Annotated in this window: 16 protein-coding genes; 8 read left to right on the top strand and 8 right to left on the bottom strand. The window is 42.3% G+C overall.

The genetic code is table 11. From position 1 onward, the window contains the following. Nucleotide 1: 1 nt before the first annotated feature. The gene (locus RRG12_RS26610; RefSeq protein ID WP_420761249.1) at nt 2–967 is read right to left on the bottom strand and encodes an RsmB/NOP family class I SAM-dependent RNA methyltransferase; all 966 of its coding nucleotides are present in this window, start codon (nt 965–967) and stop codon (nt 2–4) included. A 210-nt stretch (nt 968–1,177) separates the two neighbouring features. Here RRG12_RS26610 and RRG12_RS26605 point away from each other — a divergent pair, with 210 nt between their 5' ends. Together RRG12_RS26605 and RRG12_RS26600 are read left to right on the top strand one after the other, a co-directional pair. Next, nucleotides 1,178–2,593: a DUF2157 domain-containing protein gene (locus tag RRG12_RS26605; RefSeq protein WP_420761248.1), complete on the top strand. Its 1,416-nt coding sequence runs from the start codon at nt 1,178–1,180 to the stop codon at nt 2,591–2,593. Between the two features lie 190 nt (nt 2,594–2,783). Further along, on the top strand, nt 2,784–3,494 hold the full coding sequence (locus tag RRG12_RS26600) for a GDYXXLXY domain-containing protein (protein ID WP_069074729.1): 711 nt from the start codon (nt 2,784–2,786) through the stop codon (nt 3,492–3,494). Between the two features lie 285 nt (nt 3,495–3,779). On the opposite strand, the gene RRG12_RS26595 is transcribed toward RRG12_RS26600, so the two are convergent. Further along, on the bottom strand, nt 3,780–4,187 hold the full coding sequence (locus RRG12_RS26595; RefSeq protein WP_289800074.1) for a universal stress protein: 408 nt from the start codon (nt 4,185–4,187) through the stop codon (nt 3,780–3,782). An 89-nt stretch (nt 4,188–4,276) separates the two neighbouring features. On the opposite strand from RRG12_RS26595, the gene RRG12_RS26590 reads away from it, so the two are divergent. After that, nucleotides 4,277–5,479, top strand: coding sequence for a phosphoglycerate kinase (locus RRG12_RS26590; protein WP_069074728.1), 1,203 nt, complete (start codon nt 4,277–4,279; stop codon nt 5,477–5,479). A 111-nt stretch (nt 5,480–5,590) separates the two neighbouring features. Next, a complete protein-coding gene (locus RRG12_RS26585; RefSeq protein WP_420761247.1) occupies nt 5,591–6,208 on the top strand; it encodes an NUDIX hydrolase in 618 nt (205 codons plus the stop codon). Between the two features lie 270 nt (nt 6,209–6,478). Here the strand turns inward: RRG12_RS26585 and RRG12_RS26580 are convergent, their stop codons facing one another. The 3 genes from RRG12_RS26580 to RRG12_RS26570 form a co-directional block, all read right to left on the bottom strand. Beyond that, nucleotides 6,479–7,117, bottom strand: a complete 639-nt coding sequence (locus RRG12_RS26580) for a histidine phosphatase family protein (RefSeq protein WP_420761246.1) — start codon at nt 7,115–7,117, stop codon at nt 6,479–6,481. 252 nt (nt 7,118–7,369) lie between these two features. Further along, nucleotides 7,370–9,547: a protein kinase domain-containing protein gene (locus RRG12_RS26575; protein ID WP_420761245.1), complete on the bottom strand. Its 2,178-nt coding sequence runs from the start codon at nt 9,545–9,547 to the stop codon at nt 7,370–7,372. Between the two features lie 57 nt (nt 9,548–9,604). Next, on the bottom strand, nt 9,605–11,305 hold the full coding sequence (locus tag RRG12_RS26570; RefSeq protein ID WP_420761244.1) for a protein kinase domain-containing protein: 1,701 nt from the start codon (nt 11,303–11,305) through the stop codon (nt 9,605–9,607). Between the two features lie 184 nt (nt 11,306–11,489). Between RRG12_RS26570 and RRG12_RS26565 the strand changes: the two genes are divergently transcribed. Then, nucleotides 11,490–13,004 (top strand): phenylacetate--CoA ligase family protein, encoded by a 1,515-nt coding sequence (locus RRG12_RS26565; protein WP_420761243.1) that lies wholly within the window; start codon nt 11,490–11,492, stop codon nt 13,002–13,004. On the opposite strand, the gene RRG12_RS26560 is transcribed toward RRG12_RS26565, so the two are convergent. Beyond that, on the bottom strand, nt 12,989–13,351 hold the full coding sequence (locus RRG12_RS26560) for a hypothetical protein (RefSeq protein WP_420761242.1): 363 nt from the start codon (nt 13,349–13,351) through the stop codon (nt 12,989–12,991). The genes RRG12_RS26565 and RRG12_RS26560 overlap by 16 nt on opposite strands. 27 nt (nt 13,352–13,378) lie before the next feature. After that, nucleotides 13,379–13,537, bottom strand: coding sequence for a hypothetical protein (locus RRG12_RS26555; RefSeq protein ID WP_420761241.1), 159 nt, complete (start codon nt 13,535–13,537; stop codon nt 13,379–13,381). 58 nt (nt 13,538–13,595) lie between these two features. On the opposite strand from RRG12_RS26555, the gene RRG12_RS26550 reads away from it, so the two are divergent. From RRG12_RS26550 to RRG12_RS26540, 3 genes are read left to right on the top strand one after another with little or no spacing between them, the layout of a single operon-like run. Next, nucleotides 13,596–13,874 carry a hypothetical protein gene (locus tag RRG12_RS26550; RefSeq protein WP_069074722.1) on the top strand — a complete coding sequence of 93 codons (279 nt, stop codon included), beginning with the start codon at nt 13,596–13,598 and terminating at the stop codon, nt 13,872–13,874. Next, nucleotides 13,867–14,130: a type II toxin-antitoxin system RelE family toxin gene (locus tag RRG12_RS26545; RefSeq protein WP_420761240.1), complete on the top strand. Its 264-nt coding sequence runs from the start codon at nt 13,867–13,869 to the stop codon at nt 14,128–14,130. Before RRG12_RS26550 ends, RRG12_RS26545 begins: the two co-directional genes overlap by 8 nt. After that, nucleotides 14,111–14,302 (top strand): hypothetical protein, encoded by a 192-nt coding sequence (locus RRG12_RS26540; protein WP_420761239.1) that lies wholly within the window; start codon nt 14,111–14,113, stop codon nt 14,300–14,302. The genes RRG12_RS26545 and RRG12_RS26540 overlap by 20 nt, the downstream gene beginning before the upstream one ends. A gap of 75 nt (nt 14,303–14,377) precedes the next feature. Here RRG12_RS26540 and RRG12_RS26535 read toward each other — a convergent pair whose 3' ends face one another. Then, nucleotides 14,378–14,803, bottom strand: coding sequence for a HEAT repeat domain-containing protein (locus RRG12_RS26535; RefSeq protein ID WP_420761238.1), 426 nt, complete (start codon nt 14,801–14,803; stop codon nt 14,378–14,380). Between the last annotated feature and the right edge of the window lie 93 nt (nt 14,804–14,896).

Genomic DNA, 14,896 nt, shown 5'->3' with positions numbered 1-14,896 from the left:
TTTACTTTTTTAGATTTTGGTAGATATACAGTGAAGATATTGTATTTAAATATATTTCTTTACGCTCATCTTCATCGTCATTAGTATTTTTAAACAGGACTGTAAACGCACCAGCGCCTAACCTATCTTGAGGAAACATCCGATAACAAGGCATTGTAGTTAAATGCGATTGATATTTGGCTAAATTACTAATTTCTATTGCCTGAAAATGGGGAAAGCGTTCCAAAAACCATTCACATACTTGCTCATTTTCTTCGGGTGAATATGTACAAGTCATATAAGCAAGATAGCCTTGTGATGAAACCATTTTCGCCGAGTTAGCTATAATGCGCTTTTGTCGATTTGCACTCTTATTAATAGCAGTTGGGTGAAAACATCCGGGTGCTTTTTCACCTTTAGCAAGTAAAGATTGTCCAGTGCAAGGAGCATCTACTATTACTAGATTGCTAGAGCAAGGAAACATTTGAGCAAATATACTCGAATCTCTATTAACCACTGCGCTAGGGCTAATCTGGCAACGCTTCAAATTAGAAATTAGCATTCCCAGACGTTTGCCAATTACTTCATTACTGATAAGTAAGTCAGGTTGTAAAGCTTTCCACGCGAAGATACTTTTACCTCCTGGTGCAGCACACATATCAAAAACTAAACGCACTGACTGAGGAATAGCTAACAAAGTAGTAGCTGCAAACACCGAAGAAAAATCTAAACAATAAAAATATCCTTTTTCATGAAAGGGATGCCGTCCGGGTTTTTCTCCCAAAGATAAGCGGTCTATAAATTGTGGTTGCCAAGAAGTTGGTGTTTCCACTGCAAAAGGCAAAGTTTCTGACTTTTCTTGACACCAAAGAATACTTGGTGAAAAAGGCTGAGGATTCATCAAAGCCTCAATAAATTTTTCTTGATCATCTAGATTAGTGAACAAACGTCGCGAGACTTTAAGTAATAAATTAGAAGGTTTTTCCATGTGAATAAATATAATACCAATTTTCAATTATCTGTAACTTAAGTTTCTTAATTACGAATTACGAATTACGAATTTATAGGTTGTATCACAATCCAAATAAAACTGTTACACAAGAACAATGTAATTAAGGCTTTTGGCTTCATACTCAAAATATAATGACCGCCATTGGGATCGCAATGGCCAAGCTACCCCACTGCACCGGAGAAGGTCATGTTCTTAGATAGTTTTCAGGAAAAATTACGCAAACAAGCACAACTATGGAGGGATGAAGGATTAATTAGTTCTTCGCAATATGAGCAAATAGCAGAGCGTTATCAATTTAAAAACCTGGAAGCTGCTGCACGCGATCGCAACAAAGCGATCGCAATTGCTGTAGGCAGTGTGCTTTTATGCTTAGGCATAATTACCTTTGTATCAGGAAACTGGCAAGGAGGATCGCGAGAAGTCAAATTTATTCTGATGATGAGTTTGTTTTTTGCGATCGCAATCACTGGATTTTACAGTTGGAGACCACCTGAAGGAAAGAAGCCAGAACGAAGCAAACGCATACTGGGAGAAGGGTTGCTAATTTTAAGCGCCTTCATCTTCGGTGCAAATTTACTGCTAATGGCCCAGATGTTCAATATCACTGGTTCAGCTTCCCAACTGTTTCTCGCCTGGGGGTTGGGTGTTGTGGTGATGGCCTTCAGTTTGTCCTTAAATTCTTTAGGAATTCTGTCAATTGTTCTCGTGGAAATTGGCTATTGGACGGGATTAGAAGACTTGTGGTACGCTTCAGGAGAGTTAACTTGGTCGCGTCTAGTAATCCAGCATATGCCATTGTTGGCATGGCTGGTATTTGTACCCTTAGCCTACTTCTGTCGATCGCGTTGGATTTTTGGTCTAGCAGCCTTTGTTTTTGCTAGTTCCTTACAAGCCAACCTTAACCCTCTGCCACTGCTAAATTATGCTGATATAGCCCCTTGGGTGGCATCTTTTGCTTTTGCACTCCCACCTGCATTATTCTGGAGTTATGATGACCTGCTGTTTCCAACCATAAATTACAGATTGTTTCAATCTCTAGCCCGTAATTTAGCGTTGGTAAGCTTCGGCGTTGTCTTTTACATTCTGTCTTTTCGTTGGGTCTGGGAATCTCCATATAGTTTTAATCAGCCAACGAATTTGACAAACTTGTTCGAGTCTCTGCCGATCATCGATTTGGGGATTCTCAGCGGCTTGGCTGCATTGCAATGGTTGTTTCTACTGCGTCAAAGAAATAACCCTCCGCGCCGCGAAGTGATTTTCACGACTGCCGTTATTGGTACTTTTCTTGCCTTTATTGTCATAGCACCTTTTTGGCATCAAACTATCAGCCGGATTGATGAACTTGGCATTTTTATTTTCAATGTACTTCTAGCAACATTAGCATGGGGACTAATTCAAGAAGGATTGAAATTAAGCAACAGAAGTTCCTTTTGGGGCGGTATGCTGTTATTAACATTGCAAATTATCAGTCGCGTACAAGAGTATGATACAGACTTACTTTTTAAGTCTCTAGTCTTTATCTTGTGCGGTTCTGCTTTAATTAGCGCTGGACTCTGGTTTGAACGCCGCTTACCTGGTGGTAGCTCTGCAAGTAAAAAGTAGGGCAAAAGATGAAACAAGTTATGTCAATTTTAGATTTTGAATTTTGGATTTTGGATTGAATAAAAAATCTAAAATCTAAAATCCAAAATTCTGAAATCTCTGTGAGTTAAAGTTTTTAAAGTTTCTCTGCGTCAGTCCTAATCTCATTACTTTGACCTCCTCAAGACCTCTGCTTTTTAGGACTACGCTCATGACTAATAGTTCTTCTGAATCTAAAAATAAAACCTTGTCTCCCGAAGCCGAATTCTCCAGTAAGGTGACTTTTCGGGATTACTTGATTGCTACTGAACAAAAATCGAATAAGCCCTTACCTTTTTGGCGGTTACTAGCTCCCCTGGCGCTGCAAACGGGGTTAATTATGGCAGTACCAGCCCAAGCTGTTTATACAGATGTAACAGGTAAAACGGTGATTTTGCAAACCGTACCTGTAGATCCTAGTAATGTGCTGCAAGGTAACACCTTAGCGTTAGATTACAACATATCCCGTACCGCAAATTTGAGTAGACTGCCTGGTTGGCAACCATTAGTCAGCAAAGGCCGGGGAAGTGGCAGAAGATTGCCTGAAGGAACCAACATCTATGTGATTTTGCAAGAGCAATTATCCTCTGGTCGCGGTGTTCCTAGGGCTTGGAGACCGTTACGAGTAAGTAGCGATCGCCCCACGACTCTTAGAGCCAACCAAGTAGCTTTAAGAGGTGTTTATCAGGATGGCTCTGTTAACTACGGCTTGGAAACATATTACATCCCAGAAAACCAACGTCAGCAGATTCGGAACGACTTGCAAGCCCAACGCGCCCGCAGGGGACAAATACCGCCCATTGTGGTGAAGGCGAAGGTAGATCCACAAGGTAAAGCAGTGCCAGTTAGTATGTGGGTGCGCGATCGCAACTATCGCTTTTAAGCTCTTAGGCAAATAAACATTGCATGTTTACACGCCAGATTTCTTTCCCAAGTTCTGAGTGTCGGCTTCCGACGCTCAGAACTTTCTGTTTGTCATTAAATATTTGGTGAAAAAAATGTAGAGACGTAGCATTTCTACGTCTCTACAATGATTCTAAGTAAAGCATATTTAATTTCTAGAGATGTTTTATGGGTAATTTACCCCAGCCGCCTTTTTGCAACAACCGCAGAATTTTTTTAGCGATCGCACTACACTACAAATTTACTAGTATTCGGCAACACACTGCTAAGGCACAATCAGCACTGGGCAAGGAGAAAGGTTAATCACGCGGGTGGTAACACTATCATCTGCTCCCTCTTCAGTCAAACCTAGACCCCGACAGCCCATGATAATTAAATCTGCTCCAATTTCATCAGCGACATCGCAGATAGTAAAAGCTGGTTTGCCTTGCCTTTCCAAGGTTTCAGATTGAATTCCTTGTTCAGAAAATAAAGATTGGGCATTTTCTAGCAGTTTAGCAACTACCTCTGGCGACACCATCGGATCGGCACTAGGCGCGTCTGGAGGTGGTTCTTCTACCACAGACAGCAGCACCAAGCGACTGCTGTACTTTTTAACTACGTTGGTAACAACGTCAGCAGCTTCCCGCGTTTCCCGACTTTGATCGATAGGAAATAGTACTGTCTTAAATATATCTGTCACTTGGGTACCCCTGACTCCGGTAAAATCTTGATGGTTCTACTTTCAAAACAATAACAAAAAGGCAATCAGGAGAGTTTGGTGTGTCCAAAAAAAGTTTAGCAAGTTTATCTTCGGCTGATATCTCTGGGAAACGTGCTTTAGTGCGGGTTGACTTTAACGTGCCTGTGGACGATCAAGGCAACATTACCGACGATACTCGCATTCGCGCCGCTCTACCAACCATCCAAGATTTGACGCAGAAGGGAGCTAAGGTCATTCTCGCCAGCCATTTTGGCCGTCCCAAGGGTGTGGATGACAAATTACGCCTAACTCCCGTTGCCAAGCGTCTGTCTGAGTTACTGGGGCAAGAAGTCATTAAAACTGATGATTCCATTGGTGATGAAGTTGCAGCTAAAGTTGGCGCATTGCAAAATGGCCAAGTGCTGCTACTAGAAAATGTCCGTTTTTACAAAGAAGAAGAAAAGAACGACCCAGAATTTGCGAAAAAATTGGCAGCTAATGCTGATTTTTATGTAAATGATGCTTTTGGTACTGCACACCGCGCCCATGCTTCTACTGAAGGTGTGACTAAATTCCTCAGCCCTTCTGTGGCTGGATATTTGGTTGAGAAGGAATTGCAATATCTGCAAAACGCCATTGAAAATCCCCAACGTCCTTTAGCGGCAATTATTGGTGGTTCCAAAGTTTCCAGCAAAATTGGCGTAATTGAAACACTGCTGGAGAAGTGCGACAAGCTGATCATCGGCGGTGGGATGATTTTCACCTTCTACAAAGCCCGTGGTTTGAATGTTGGTAAGTCGTTGGTGGAAGAAGACAAGCTGGAACTAGCAAAGTCTTTGGAAGCTAAGGCTAAGGAACGGGGCGTTGCTTTATTGCTTCCCACAGATGTGGTATTGGCAGATAACTTTGCCCCTGATGCCAATTCTCAAACCGTTAGCATTGAAAACATCCCCGATGGTTGGATGGGTTTGGATATTGGACCAGACTCGGTGAAATTTTTCCAAGAAGCTCTTGCAGATACCAAAACGGTAATTTGGAATGGGCCAATGGGTGTGTTTGAGTTTGATAAATTTGCGAAAGGTACGGAAGCGATCGCTCATACCCTCGCCGAAATCGGTAAAACTGGCACAACCACCATCATCGGCGGTGGCGATTCAGTAGCGGCTGTGGAAAAAGTTGGTTTAGCCGACCAAATGAGCCACATCTCCACCGGCGGCGGCGCTAGCTTGGAGTTACTTGAAGGTAAGGTATTGCCTGGAATTGCAGCTTTAGATGATGCGTAATTAGGGATTGGGGAAGGGAATAGGGTACAGGTTACAGGGTACAGATTATTCCCTATTACCTGTCACCTGTCACCTTTTCCCAATTCCTAAGCCACTACATGAGAAAAATATATGCAACCTAAATGGCTGGAATGGACGCAAAAATTACAAGCGATCGCTCAAAATGGGTTAACTTATTCTGAGGGCGTGTTTGATATTGAACGTTACAAACAATTACGAGCGATCGCCACAGAAATTATGGCGACTTACTCGAATGTAGAACACAGCTATATCCTCGATTTATTTAGCCGTGAACTAGGATATACAACTCCCAAAGTTGATGTGCGGGCAGCAATTTTTCGTGATGACACTATATTGTTAGTCAAGGAAAGATCAGACGGCTGCTGGAGTTTACCTGGTGGATGGGCTGATGTTGGTGAGTCACCCAGTCAGGTAGTTGCGAAAGAAGTATATGAAGAATCTGGATATCAAGCACGCGCTATTAAACTTTTAGCAGTCTATGACAGAAACAAACAGGGACATCCACCATTGCCGTTTTATGTCTACAAACTGTTTTTTCACTGTGAACTCATTGGTGGTTCTCCATCATCAAGTATTGAAACTGAAGATGTAGGTTTTTTTCCTGAAGATGGGTTACCAGAACTTTCTATTGGACGTGTGACACCAGCGCAAATCACGCGACTTTTTCAACATTATCGCCAACCAGATTTACCGACAGACTTTGATTAGTAGTCCCTTCAATATTTAATATACTTTGCCAAATTTTTTAGGCAATATACTACTACACAAATTTCCTATCTACACTAATTAACTATCCCTCTTTTGTCAGTTTCGGCAACACAAATTCTGTAACCTTTATTTAAAAAGGTTTTTATAGCAGTCCTAAATCATTTGTGAAAAATTAGATCCCCGACTTCTTAAAGAAGTCGGGGATCTGGACAACGCAAATTTTCACAACTTTCACGTCGCGCATCTCGGCTCAATACCTAGTAAGGACTATTATGTTCCCGGACGAGAGCGAATATGATCGGGTATATGATGGCGATCGCCTAATATTTCTAACAAAGGGCCATGAACGTCAAATTTAACCATACTTACCGACGCAACCAAAATATTCACCCGATAGCGATAGCGTCCCAAATCAATTCCCAGTAAACTGCAAAGTGTAATCCGAATCGTGGCTTTATGGGAAACTATTAAAACATTACCGTGGGGATGTTTTTCTTGAATTTCAGCAATTACAGGCATAGAACGGTTAGCAATATCTACCGCAGTTTCTCCACCTTTGGGCGCATTCCAAGCTGGTTCTGTCAACCATTTTACATAGTTTTCTGCGTAATTCTCTTGGGCAAACGATTTACTCTTAGTTTCCCATTCGCCGTAACTACCTTCTCTAAGTCCATCACGCAACTGCATATCCATACCGATAGCATTACAAAATGGCTTGGCAGTTGCAATTGCCCGCTTCATCGGGCTAACATAAACAGCTTCCCACTTCAAGTTTTGATAAACATCGGCAAAACTCTCTGCCATCTGCATCCCTTCAGAAGTCAACTCCGCATCAGTTTCACCGCAGAAATTACCACTTTGACTAAAAGTAGTTTCTCCATGTCGCAGTAAATATAAATTGAGTGTCATAGATTGTATCGCGATTGGGATCAAGGAGTTGGTGCAAAAATAAACTAGCATCAATCTCGCAATCAAGTATGTGACACCAGGACAAAGTAATCAACCAAAAAAGTCAATCAACTACAAACATTTTGAAATCGAAGACAACTAGTACCGCAAGGCGGAAATAAACCACCCATTCTCAATCAACAAAACCCTTATGCTGTCTTCATTTTTAACTTTTAATTTTTAATTTTTAATTTTTAATTCCGCCTTGCGGTACTAGGGCGTTGTCTCCTGCGGCGGTGTCGGTGTCGGTGTCGGTTCAGGTGTGGAGGTTTCTGTGGGAGTTGGTGTAGGTGTTTCTGTGGGTGTGGGAGTTGGCGTGGGTGTTTCTGTAGGCGTTGGTGTTTCTGTAGGCGTTGGTGTTGGCGATGGGGGAGGAGTGGGATTTTCGGCGGTAATGCTGAGTTTATAATCTACTGGTTTCGATGCTGTGGAAACTACAACAAACTCGTAAAATCCGTTTTCTGGTAATTTAGTTGACAAACTACGCTGGGTAGAATCTTCTAAAAATTGAATTTTGCCAGATGGTGAATAGACTGATAACAAAACTTGGGAATTTGCTTGTAGGTTCAAGTCTAGAGATTGGTCTTTGGCAAGTCCAGCAATGAATACTTTACCACCACCAGGTTGGAGAGTGCCGCTGACTGTTTTACCAGTAGCCCCCGGATCAAAGACAATTTTCTGGAAAGCACTACCGGCAAGGATAGCACTGAGTTTATCGCTAACAAATCCATGCCAAACTTGTCCAATGGGCTGATCTTGGAAATTTTTACCCCGCTGCTCAGGGAATACACGTAAGAAAGCCGCATCTCCCAAATCATACAAAGAACGACTACCAACGTTAATTTTATTGACTTCCACTTTCCAGCGATCGCGTTCAGCAGTTGTGTAGGTTCCCAACTGTCGTCGTGTATTGGAACTCAATGGTGCAAGTTTTTCCAGCAATTCTGAGGCTGTTTTATCCCATTCTGCCCGCAAACCTTCATCTTCAGGGCCATTGCTGAGAGTGCGTCCTCGCAAACTGGGATTTCTATCCCAAAAAACTTGATTCACCAAATTCACGTAGAAGTTAGAACTAATACCCAACTGTTGACGGCGATCGCTTAATTTTTCTTTGCGTTCCCGTTCTGCTGGTGAATATTGCGCTAAGGGATCGGTTGGTTGTTCACTGGTTGGAATTGGACTGGCTGTAGGTGTAGGTTCGACTTCACCGACATCTCGCCTGCTATTCAATCCCCACGAAATTAATCCAACACTACCAACGACTAACGCCGCCACAAGGAAGATTTTTGTTGGTGTCCACCAGTTTGTGGACTGAGGGGATTGGGGATATGAGGGAGATGGGGAGGATGGGGGAGGTGGAGAGACGGCGACGGTGGCGGATGTGGGTTGTGGTTGTGGTGGTGTGGGGTATTGAGTTGGGGGAAAGTTGGCTGGGGGCGAGTTGATAGCTTGGAGTACTTGACGGGCTGATTGATAGCGATCGCTTGGTCTAGCAGATAGCATTTTATCTAAGACCTCTGCCAAAGTTTGACTCAGGCTTACTTCCCGTCGCCACTGCCAACTAAGAGTGTAGGTATCAATTAATTCTTGAGGTTGTTTGCCTGTCAGTAAAACCAACATTGTTGCTGCTAAAGCATACAAGTCGCTGTGGGGAGAGACTAACCCAGTTTGCATCTGTTCTGGAGGCGCAAATCCTATCTTACCTAGTAGGGTTGGTGATGGGGAAGATGCAACTACGCCGGGTTGGTAATATTGGGAAGCAACTACTGCTACTACTTGTTTGACACCGCCAAAATCAATTAATACTGGCAGTTTGTCAACAGTGCGAAGCATTAAATTATCTGGAGAAATATCTCGATGAATTACTCCTAGTGAGTGGATATACTCCAACACTGGCAAAATTTGCTGCAATAATTGGCGTACTTCTACTTCTGTAAAGCGCAAACCTTGCTTTATTCGGGCATCTAACAACGAGTTGTAAGTTTCCCCTTCTACATAATCTTGTACCAAAAACAGATATTCTTTGCCTCCTAAGTTCATCCGCAGCAGTTCCCGGAAGCGGGGAATTTGGGGATGTTGCAGTTTATAAAGAACACTCGCTTCCCTTTCAAACAGTTCTTCAGCTTTTTGGACAACGTAAGCGGTTTGAACTTGGGGAGAAAATTCTTTTAAAACACAAAGTTCGCGGAAACGGTTGACATCTTCAGCTAAATAAGTGCGTCCAAAGCCACCCTGGCCAATTTGACGTACAATCACATAGCGATCGCCTAAAGTTAATCCTGGTTGGATACCATAACTCATGGGCGTATCCAACAAATTTTCACCACACTGGAGACAAAAGCGACTACCTGGAGTATTTTCATGTCCTTTAGAACAATATATTTTTGTCATTTGTCATTTGTCATTTGTTATTAGTAACTCTTCTCCAGTCCCCAGTCCCCAGTCCCCTTACTTGCCAGATTGTACTTTACTGACTTGATCAGCTGCGATCGCATACCAAATTTGACCGAAAGTCTGTTGATTGAGTTTTCCACGCTGCTGATCAGGAAACAACCGATCAAATTTTTCATTTGTGTCTTTGGTCAGCTGATCAATTGTATAGTTCCCAAACTGCCCCGATCGCGCTTGTCTTCTCCATGTATCGTAATCTTTTTGACTATAGTTCCCCAATTGCCGACGAGCTGCGGTACTGAGGTTAGCCTGTTCTAGTTTATTCAATAAATCATTAGCAATACCAGACCATTCATCTCGTAAACCAGCGTCTTCAGGTTTAGATGACAGGCTACGTCCTTTTAATTCTGGTTTTTTTGTATAAAATAAATCATCTACTGAGCGAATAAAAAATCCTTCAGAAATTTCTAGCTCTTGACGACGACTGATAATTTCCTGAAGATTGCTGTTTTTTCCTTTGTCGCTGACTGGCTTACCAATCGGATTTGGAAACTGGGGAATTTCCGGTAAGGAAATTGTTGGAATGGTAATTGAAGTTACGCTGCGAATGACTGCATTTACTACCGCCCAAGCACCCGCGCCAGTTAAAACAACTAAAGCCGTCCCACCAAGACTCATCACAAAAGGGCGAATCCAAATAGGTAAAGACATTGGTTTAGCAATGGCTTGCGTTCTGCTCTGGAATCTACTCACAACAGCACTGGCGCGTTGTCTTCCTGGAGCAACGACCATTGTCTTGATTTTGCTAGTAATATAATTACCTGGGGATTTAATCGCAGTTGACGATGGTAAATCTTTGAGGATTTGCTCAGCTCGTTGGTAGCGATCGCTAGGTTTATAAGCCAGCATCTTTTTTAACACCGCTTCCAGTTGAGGACTAACTCGGATTTGTTTTCCCCATCCCCAAATTCCCTGATAGCTGTCGTATAATTTTTGCGGTTCTTGTCCTGTGAGCAACACTAATGTTGTCACCGCTAAAGAGTATAAATCACTACTAAAAAAAGCTTTTCCCTGCCGTAGCTGTTCTTCTGGGGCGTAGCCCTTTTTACCCAGCAAAGTATTATTTTCAGCTAGCTTAGTCTGCCAAAAACCTTGAGAAGCTGGCAATTGCTTGACACCACCAAAATCAATCAGCACTGGGAGATTATCAGAACGCCGCCAAATCAAATTATCGGGAGAGATATCACGGTGAACTACATCTTGTGAGTGGATGTAGGATAACACTGGTAAAATCTGTTGTAGTAAAGTGATTACTTCCTCTTCACTAAAGGTTTTTCCTTGAGTTTCTCGCTGTTCTAATAATTGGTAATAATTATCACCATCCACATAATCTTGTACTAGAAAGAAAAAATCTTTAGTACCGATTTTCACTTGTAGCGAGGCGTGAAAACGCGGAATTTGTGGATGCTGGAGTTTTTTGAGAACATTGGCTTCTCGTTCAAATAACTCTTTAGCTTTTTGTAAATCTTGATGTTCTTGTACTTGGGGTGCAAATTCCTTCAACACACAGGTTTGATGGGATTTATTTATATCCTCAGCCAAATAGGTGCGTCCAAAGCCGCCCTGCCCTAATTGACGGATAATTTGATAGCGATTATCCACAACCTGTCCCACACCAAGAGGTAATGGCTCACCGCAATGGGTACAAAAGCGGTTACTACCATTATTTGTGTGTTGTTTACTGCAATAGAGCTGCATGGTGCCCAAGGATAAATTAAGGTTTTATTGAGTAACTACAACGCGTATACCCTCATTTTCGGATATCCTACGAATTACGTTAGCGTAGCGGTAGCGAGTCCGCGAGCGTCATTACGAATTACGAACTACGAACTACGAATTATTTTAACGGTGTTGGTTTACTTCAGGATAAACAACAAGCGTCATGAACCACAAATCAAGACAGCAGCAGGTAATTAAAGCATTTGAAGATTTTTTGTCTACCCCCCTAGAAACGCTACTGCAACGGCATCTCAACACTCAAACTTCGGCAGCTTTGAGTTTATTTCACGATATGGCGGCTAATGTGCCAGCATACAAGGCTTTTTTAGCAGAAAGGGAAATTAATCCCGCAACTATTCAAACCTTGGAAGAGTTTCAAAAACTCCCAGCGATCGCTAAACAAAATTATATACTGCGTTATCCCTTAGCTGACTTGTGCCGCAACGGACAACTCCAAGGGTGCGACATGATAGCTGCTTCATCAGGTTCCAGTGGGAAACCGACATTTTGGCCTCGTTTTTTCACAGATGAACTCCAAATCGCCACACGTTTTGAACAGATTTTTCACGATAGTTTCTATGCAGATACGAGACGTACCCTAGCAGTAATTTGTTTCACTTTGGGCACTTGGGTAGGTGGAATGTTTACTACTAATTGCTGTCGTTATCTTGCTAGCAAAGGTTATCCCATCACTGTAATTACTCCTGGTAACAATAAAGAAGAAATATTGCGAGTTGTGCAGGAATTAGGTTCAGCTTTTGAACAAGTGGTGTTATTGGGATACCCGCCATTTTTAAAAGATGTCATTGATACTGGTATCGCCCGTGGTGTGGAGTGGCAGCAATATCAGATTAAATTAGTGATGGCGGGAGAAGTATTTAGTGAAGAATGGCGGAGTTTAGTTGGCGAGAGAGTTGGTTCACAAAATCCTTGCTATGATTTTGCATCACTCTACGGCACTGCGGATGCGGGAATTTTGGGTAATGAAACACCCTTAAGTATCTGCATTCGCCGTTTTTTGGCAGAAAATCCCGATGCCGCTAGAGCTTTATTTGGGGAATCGCGTTTACCCACGCTAGTACAATATGATCCTTGCAGTCGCTTTTTTGAAGTTCAAGATGGCGGATTGCTGTTTTCGGGAGATAACGGTATTCCCTTAGTGCGTTATGACATTTTAGATACTGGCGGGATAATTAGTTATGATGCCATGCTGCAATTTTTAGCAGAATGGGGATTTAACCCGCTCGAAAATCTGCGTTCTGACACTCAAGAATCACCTAGAGGTATTCATCAGCTACCTTTCGTTTATGTCTTTGGGCGTTCTAACTTTACAGTTTCCTACTTTGGCGCAAATATCTATCCCGAAAATGTGACGGTGGGATTAGAGCAACCAGGAATTCAAGAATGGGTGACGGGTAAGTTTGTGTTGCAGGTGAAGGAAGATGGTGACAAAAACCGATTTTTATCTGTGGTTGTGGAGCTAGGAGCAGGGGTAGAGGGTAGTGAAGATCAAAGAGTTGCGATCGCATCTTCTATTCTTTCACAACTGCTACGTCTCAATAGCGAGTTTGCTAATTATGTTCCGGCAGAATATCAAACACCACAAGTTACGTTAGCGCCAATGGGGGATGCAGAATATTTCCCTATTGGGGTTAAGCATCGTTATACGCGTAAATAGCGATGAATTAGCAAGAAGACGCGATTCATCGCGTCTTCTTGTGTTTGATTAATAACCAAAATCCCATGAATATGATTAGGCATGACGCAAAACGAATCTATCTGGCAATTAGAAAAATTATTAGGAATCTCATACCACAATTTCTTAGCAATTTCTCCAATTGGCGATCGCTGCATTTCACCCTGTACAATCTCACCAAAAAAGCATTTTTTACCGTCGGTGCAAATAGTAACGAAATATCCAGCATTACTAGCATAACTCCATGCAGGCAAACGGGTTGAGTCAATTCGATATTTACCTTTGTATTTGGATTTGTTGTTTTCTGGTTGAGGCTCATCATTATTCATGATTACATCTTTGATTGATACAAAAATTTATGCAATTATTGCTTTGCATTGATGTAATTGCCAACCCAAAAAACTCTGAATTATTCTTCGCGCTATGTAAATGATGGGAAGGAAGAAGACGCGATGAATCGCCGTCTCTACAAGGGGGGCGATCGCGTCTGCCACAGTTTCCTCTAAGATAACCAAAGCACTTGGAAGATTTGATGCATAATAAAAACTAAACCTTGAAATTATGAAGTAGGCAATGAATACTACCGATAATTCTCCGATGGATGATGGGTCATCAGCAGATTTGATCTCTGTTGCAGAGTTACAGCAACAGCTTAATGACTTACTCCAGCAACTATCTCCAGAGCGATTACGGGTGCTGACTGATTTTGCTGCTTATTTGGCAAATGCTGAAAGCGAAGCTGCAACCCAAGAGCTTTTGGCAATTCCTGGATTGTTAGAGCGAGTTAAGCAAAATCAAGTAACGCCTAAAGCCCAATACACCGCCTGGAGAACTCTTCGCTCTGATGTATGAAGTTATTCTTCATCCCGATGTCCAGGAAGTTTATGTCAATGCTAACAAAGCTTTTGCTAAGAAAATTGCCCGATGTTTGCAGCAGCTAGAACAAACTCCTCGATCGCACCCCAACATTAAAGCCCTCAAGGGAGATTATACAGGTTACTATCGTTACCGAATCGGGGATTACAGGGTCATTTATTCTATAGACGATGAAGTTGTGCAGGTACTTGTTGTGGCGATCGCTCATCGCAGTGAGGTATATAAACCGTAAAGGCGATCGCTTAATCAATTCATCACGGCGATCGCAAAAACGATGCCTGCGGCGGGCTACGCCTACGCATTCCCATTCTGTTTACAATATCTGTTTTATTAGGGGCGATCGTATTTTCTGGATTGCGGAAAAACCAGACGCGATAGATTTACGAGACGCTTACGAGACGTGATTCATCGCGTCTTTACAAGGGATTGCTGCTTCGACATTTCGCTTATGTTTTGGCTGGAGGAAATATTTTTCTTTCCTACTCTCGATCTTTGACTTTCTCTTGTTGATGCCAAGTTTTATAAAAAGCAGGGTAGGGCATACTTTGGGCGCACTTCCAGATAACTTTGTAGCAATTATTAAATCGCTCAAAGTTATTTTTATTTTCAGGTGATAAGTAATCCTTCAACCCGTTGATAACACTCGGCATCTGTTCCTCTAACATAATTTTCTCTAAGCTTTCTACCGCTTGCATTCGGGTAGAATTATCCAGTTGTGGTTTGCCGATTAACTCTACCAAAGCAGCGATCGCTTTTCGGTTGCCAGAGCTAATTTTCTCTAAGCTAGATACCGCTTGCCTTCGGATAGAATCATCCAGTTGTGGTTTGCCAATTAACTCCACCAAAGCATCAATCGCTTTTTCGTTGCCAGAGTCAATTTGCCCTAAGCTTTCTGCCGTTTGCAATTGGATATCATCATCCAGTTGTGGTTGACATTAACTCCACTAAAGAATCAATCGCTTTTTCTGTGAGAGGTGGGCGTCTTCACAAGCAAAACT

The sequence above is a fragment of the Nostoc sp. CALU 546 genome, from assembly GCF_048836525.1.
This window is presented reverse-complemented; position numbering and strand designations above follow the sequence as displayed.

Bases quoted from the DNA above. Each gene is read 5' to 3' on its own strand.
- RRG12_RS26550 (WP_069074722.1), top strand. From the start codon at position 13,596: ATGAATACTACCGATAATTCTCCGATGGATGATGGGTCATCAGCAGAT.
- RRG12_RS26605 (WP_420761248.1), top strand. From the start codon at position 1,178: ATGTTCTTAGATAGTTTTCAGGAAAAATTACGCAAACAAGCACAACTA.
- RRG12_RS26610 (WP_420761249.1), bottom strand. From the start codon at position 967: ATGGAAAAACCTTCTAATTTATTACTTAAAGTCTCGCGACGTTTGTTC.
- RRG12_RS26585 (WP_420761247.1), top strand. From the start codon at position 5,591: ATGCAACCTAAATGGCTGGAATGGACGCAAAAATTACAAGCGATCGCT.
- RRG12_RS26565 (WP_420761243.1), top strand. From the start codon at position 11,490: ATGAACCACAAATCAAGACAGCAGCAGGTAATTAAAGCATTTGAAGAT.
- RRG12_RS26570 (WP_420761244.1), bottom strand. From the start codon at position 11,305: ATGCAGCTCTATTGCAGTAAACAACACACAAATAATGGTAGTAACCGC.
- RRG12_RS26580 (WP_420761246.1), bottom strand. From the start codon at position 7,117: ATGACACTCAATTTATATTTACTGCGACATGGAGAAACTACTTTTAGT.
- RRG12_RS26560 (WP_420761242.1), bottom strand. From the start codon at position 13,351: ATGAATAATGATGAGCCTCAACCAGAAAACAACAAATCCAAATACAAA.
- RRG12_RS26600 (WP_069074729.1), top strand. From the start codon at position 2,784: ATGACTAATAGTTCTTCTGAATCTAAAAATAAAACCTTGTCTCCCGAA.
- RRG12_RS26545 (WP_420761240.1), top strand. From the start codon at position 13,867: ATGTATGAAGTTATTCTTCATCCCGATGTCCAGGAAGTTTATGTCAAT.
- RRG12_RS26575 (WP_420761245.1), bottom strand. From the start codon at position 9,547: ATGACAAAAATATATTGTTCTAAAGGACATGAAAATACTCCAGGTAGT.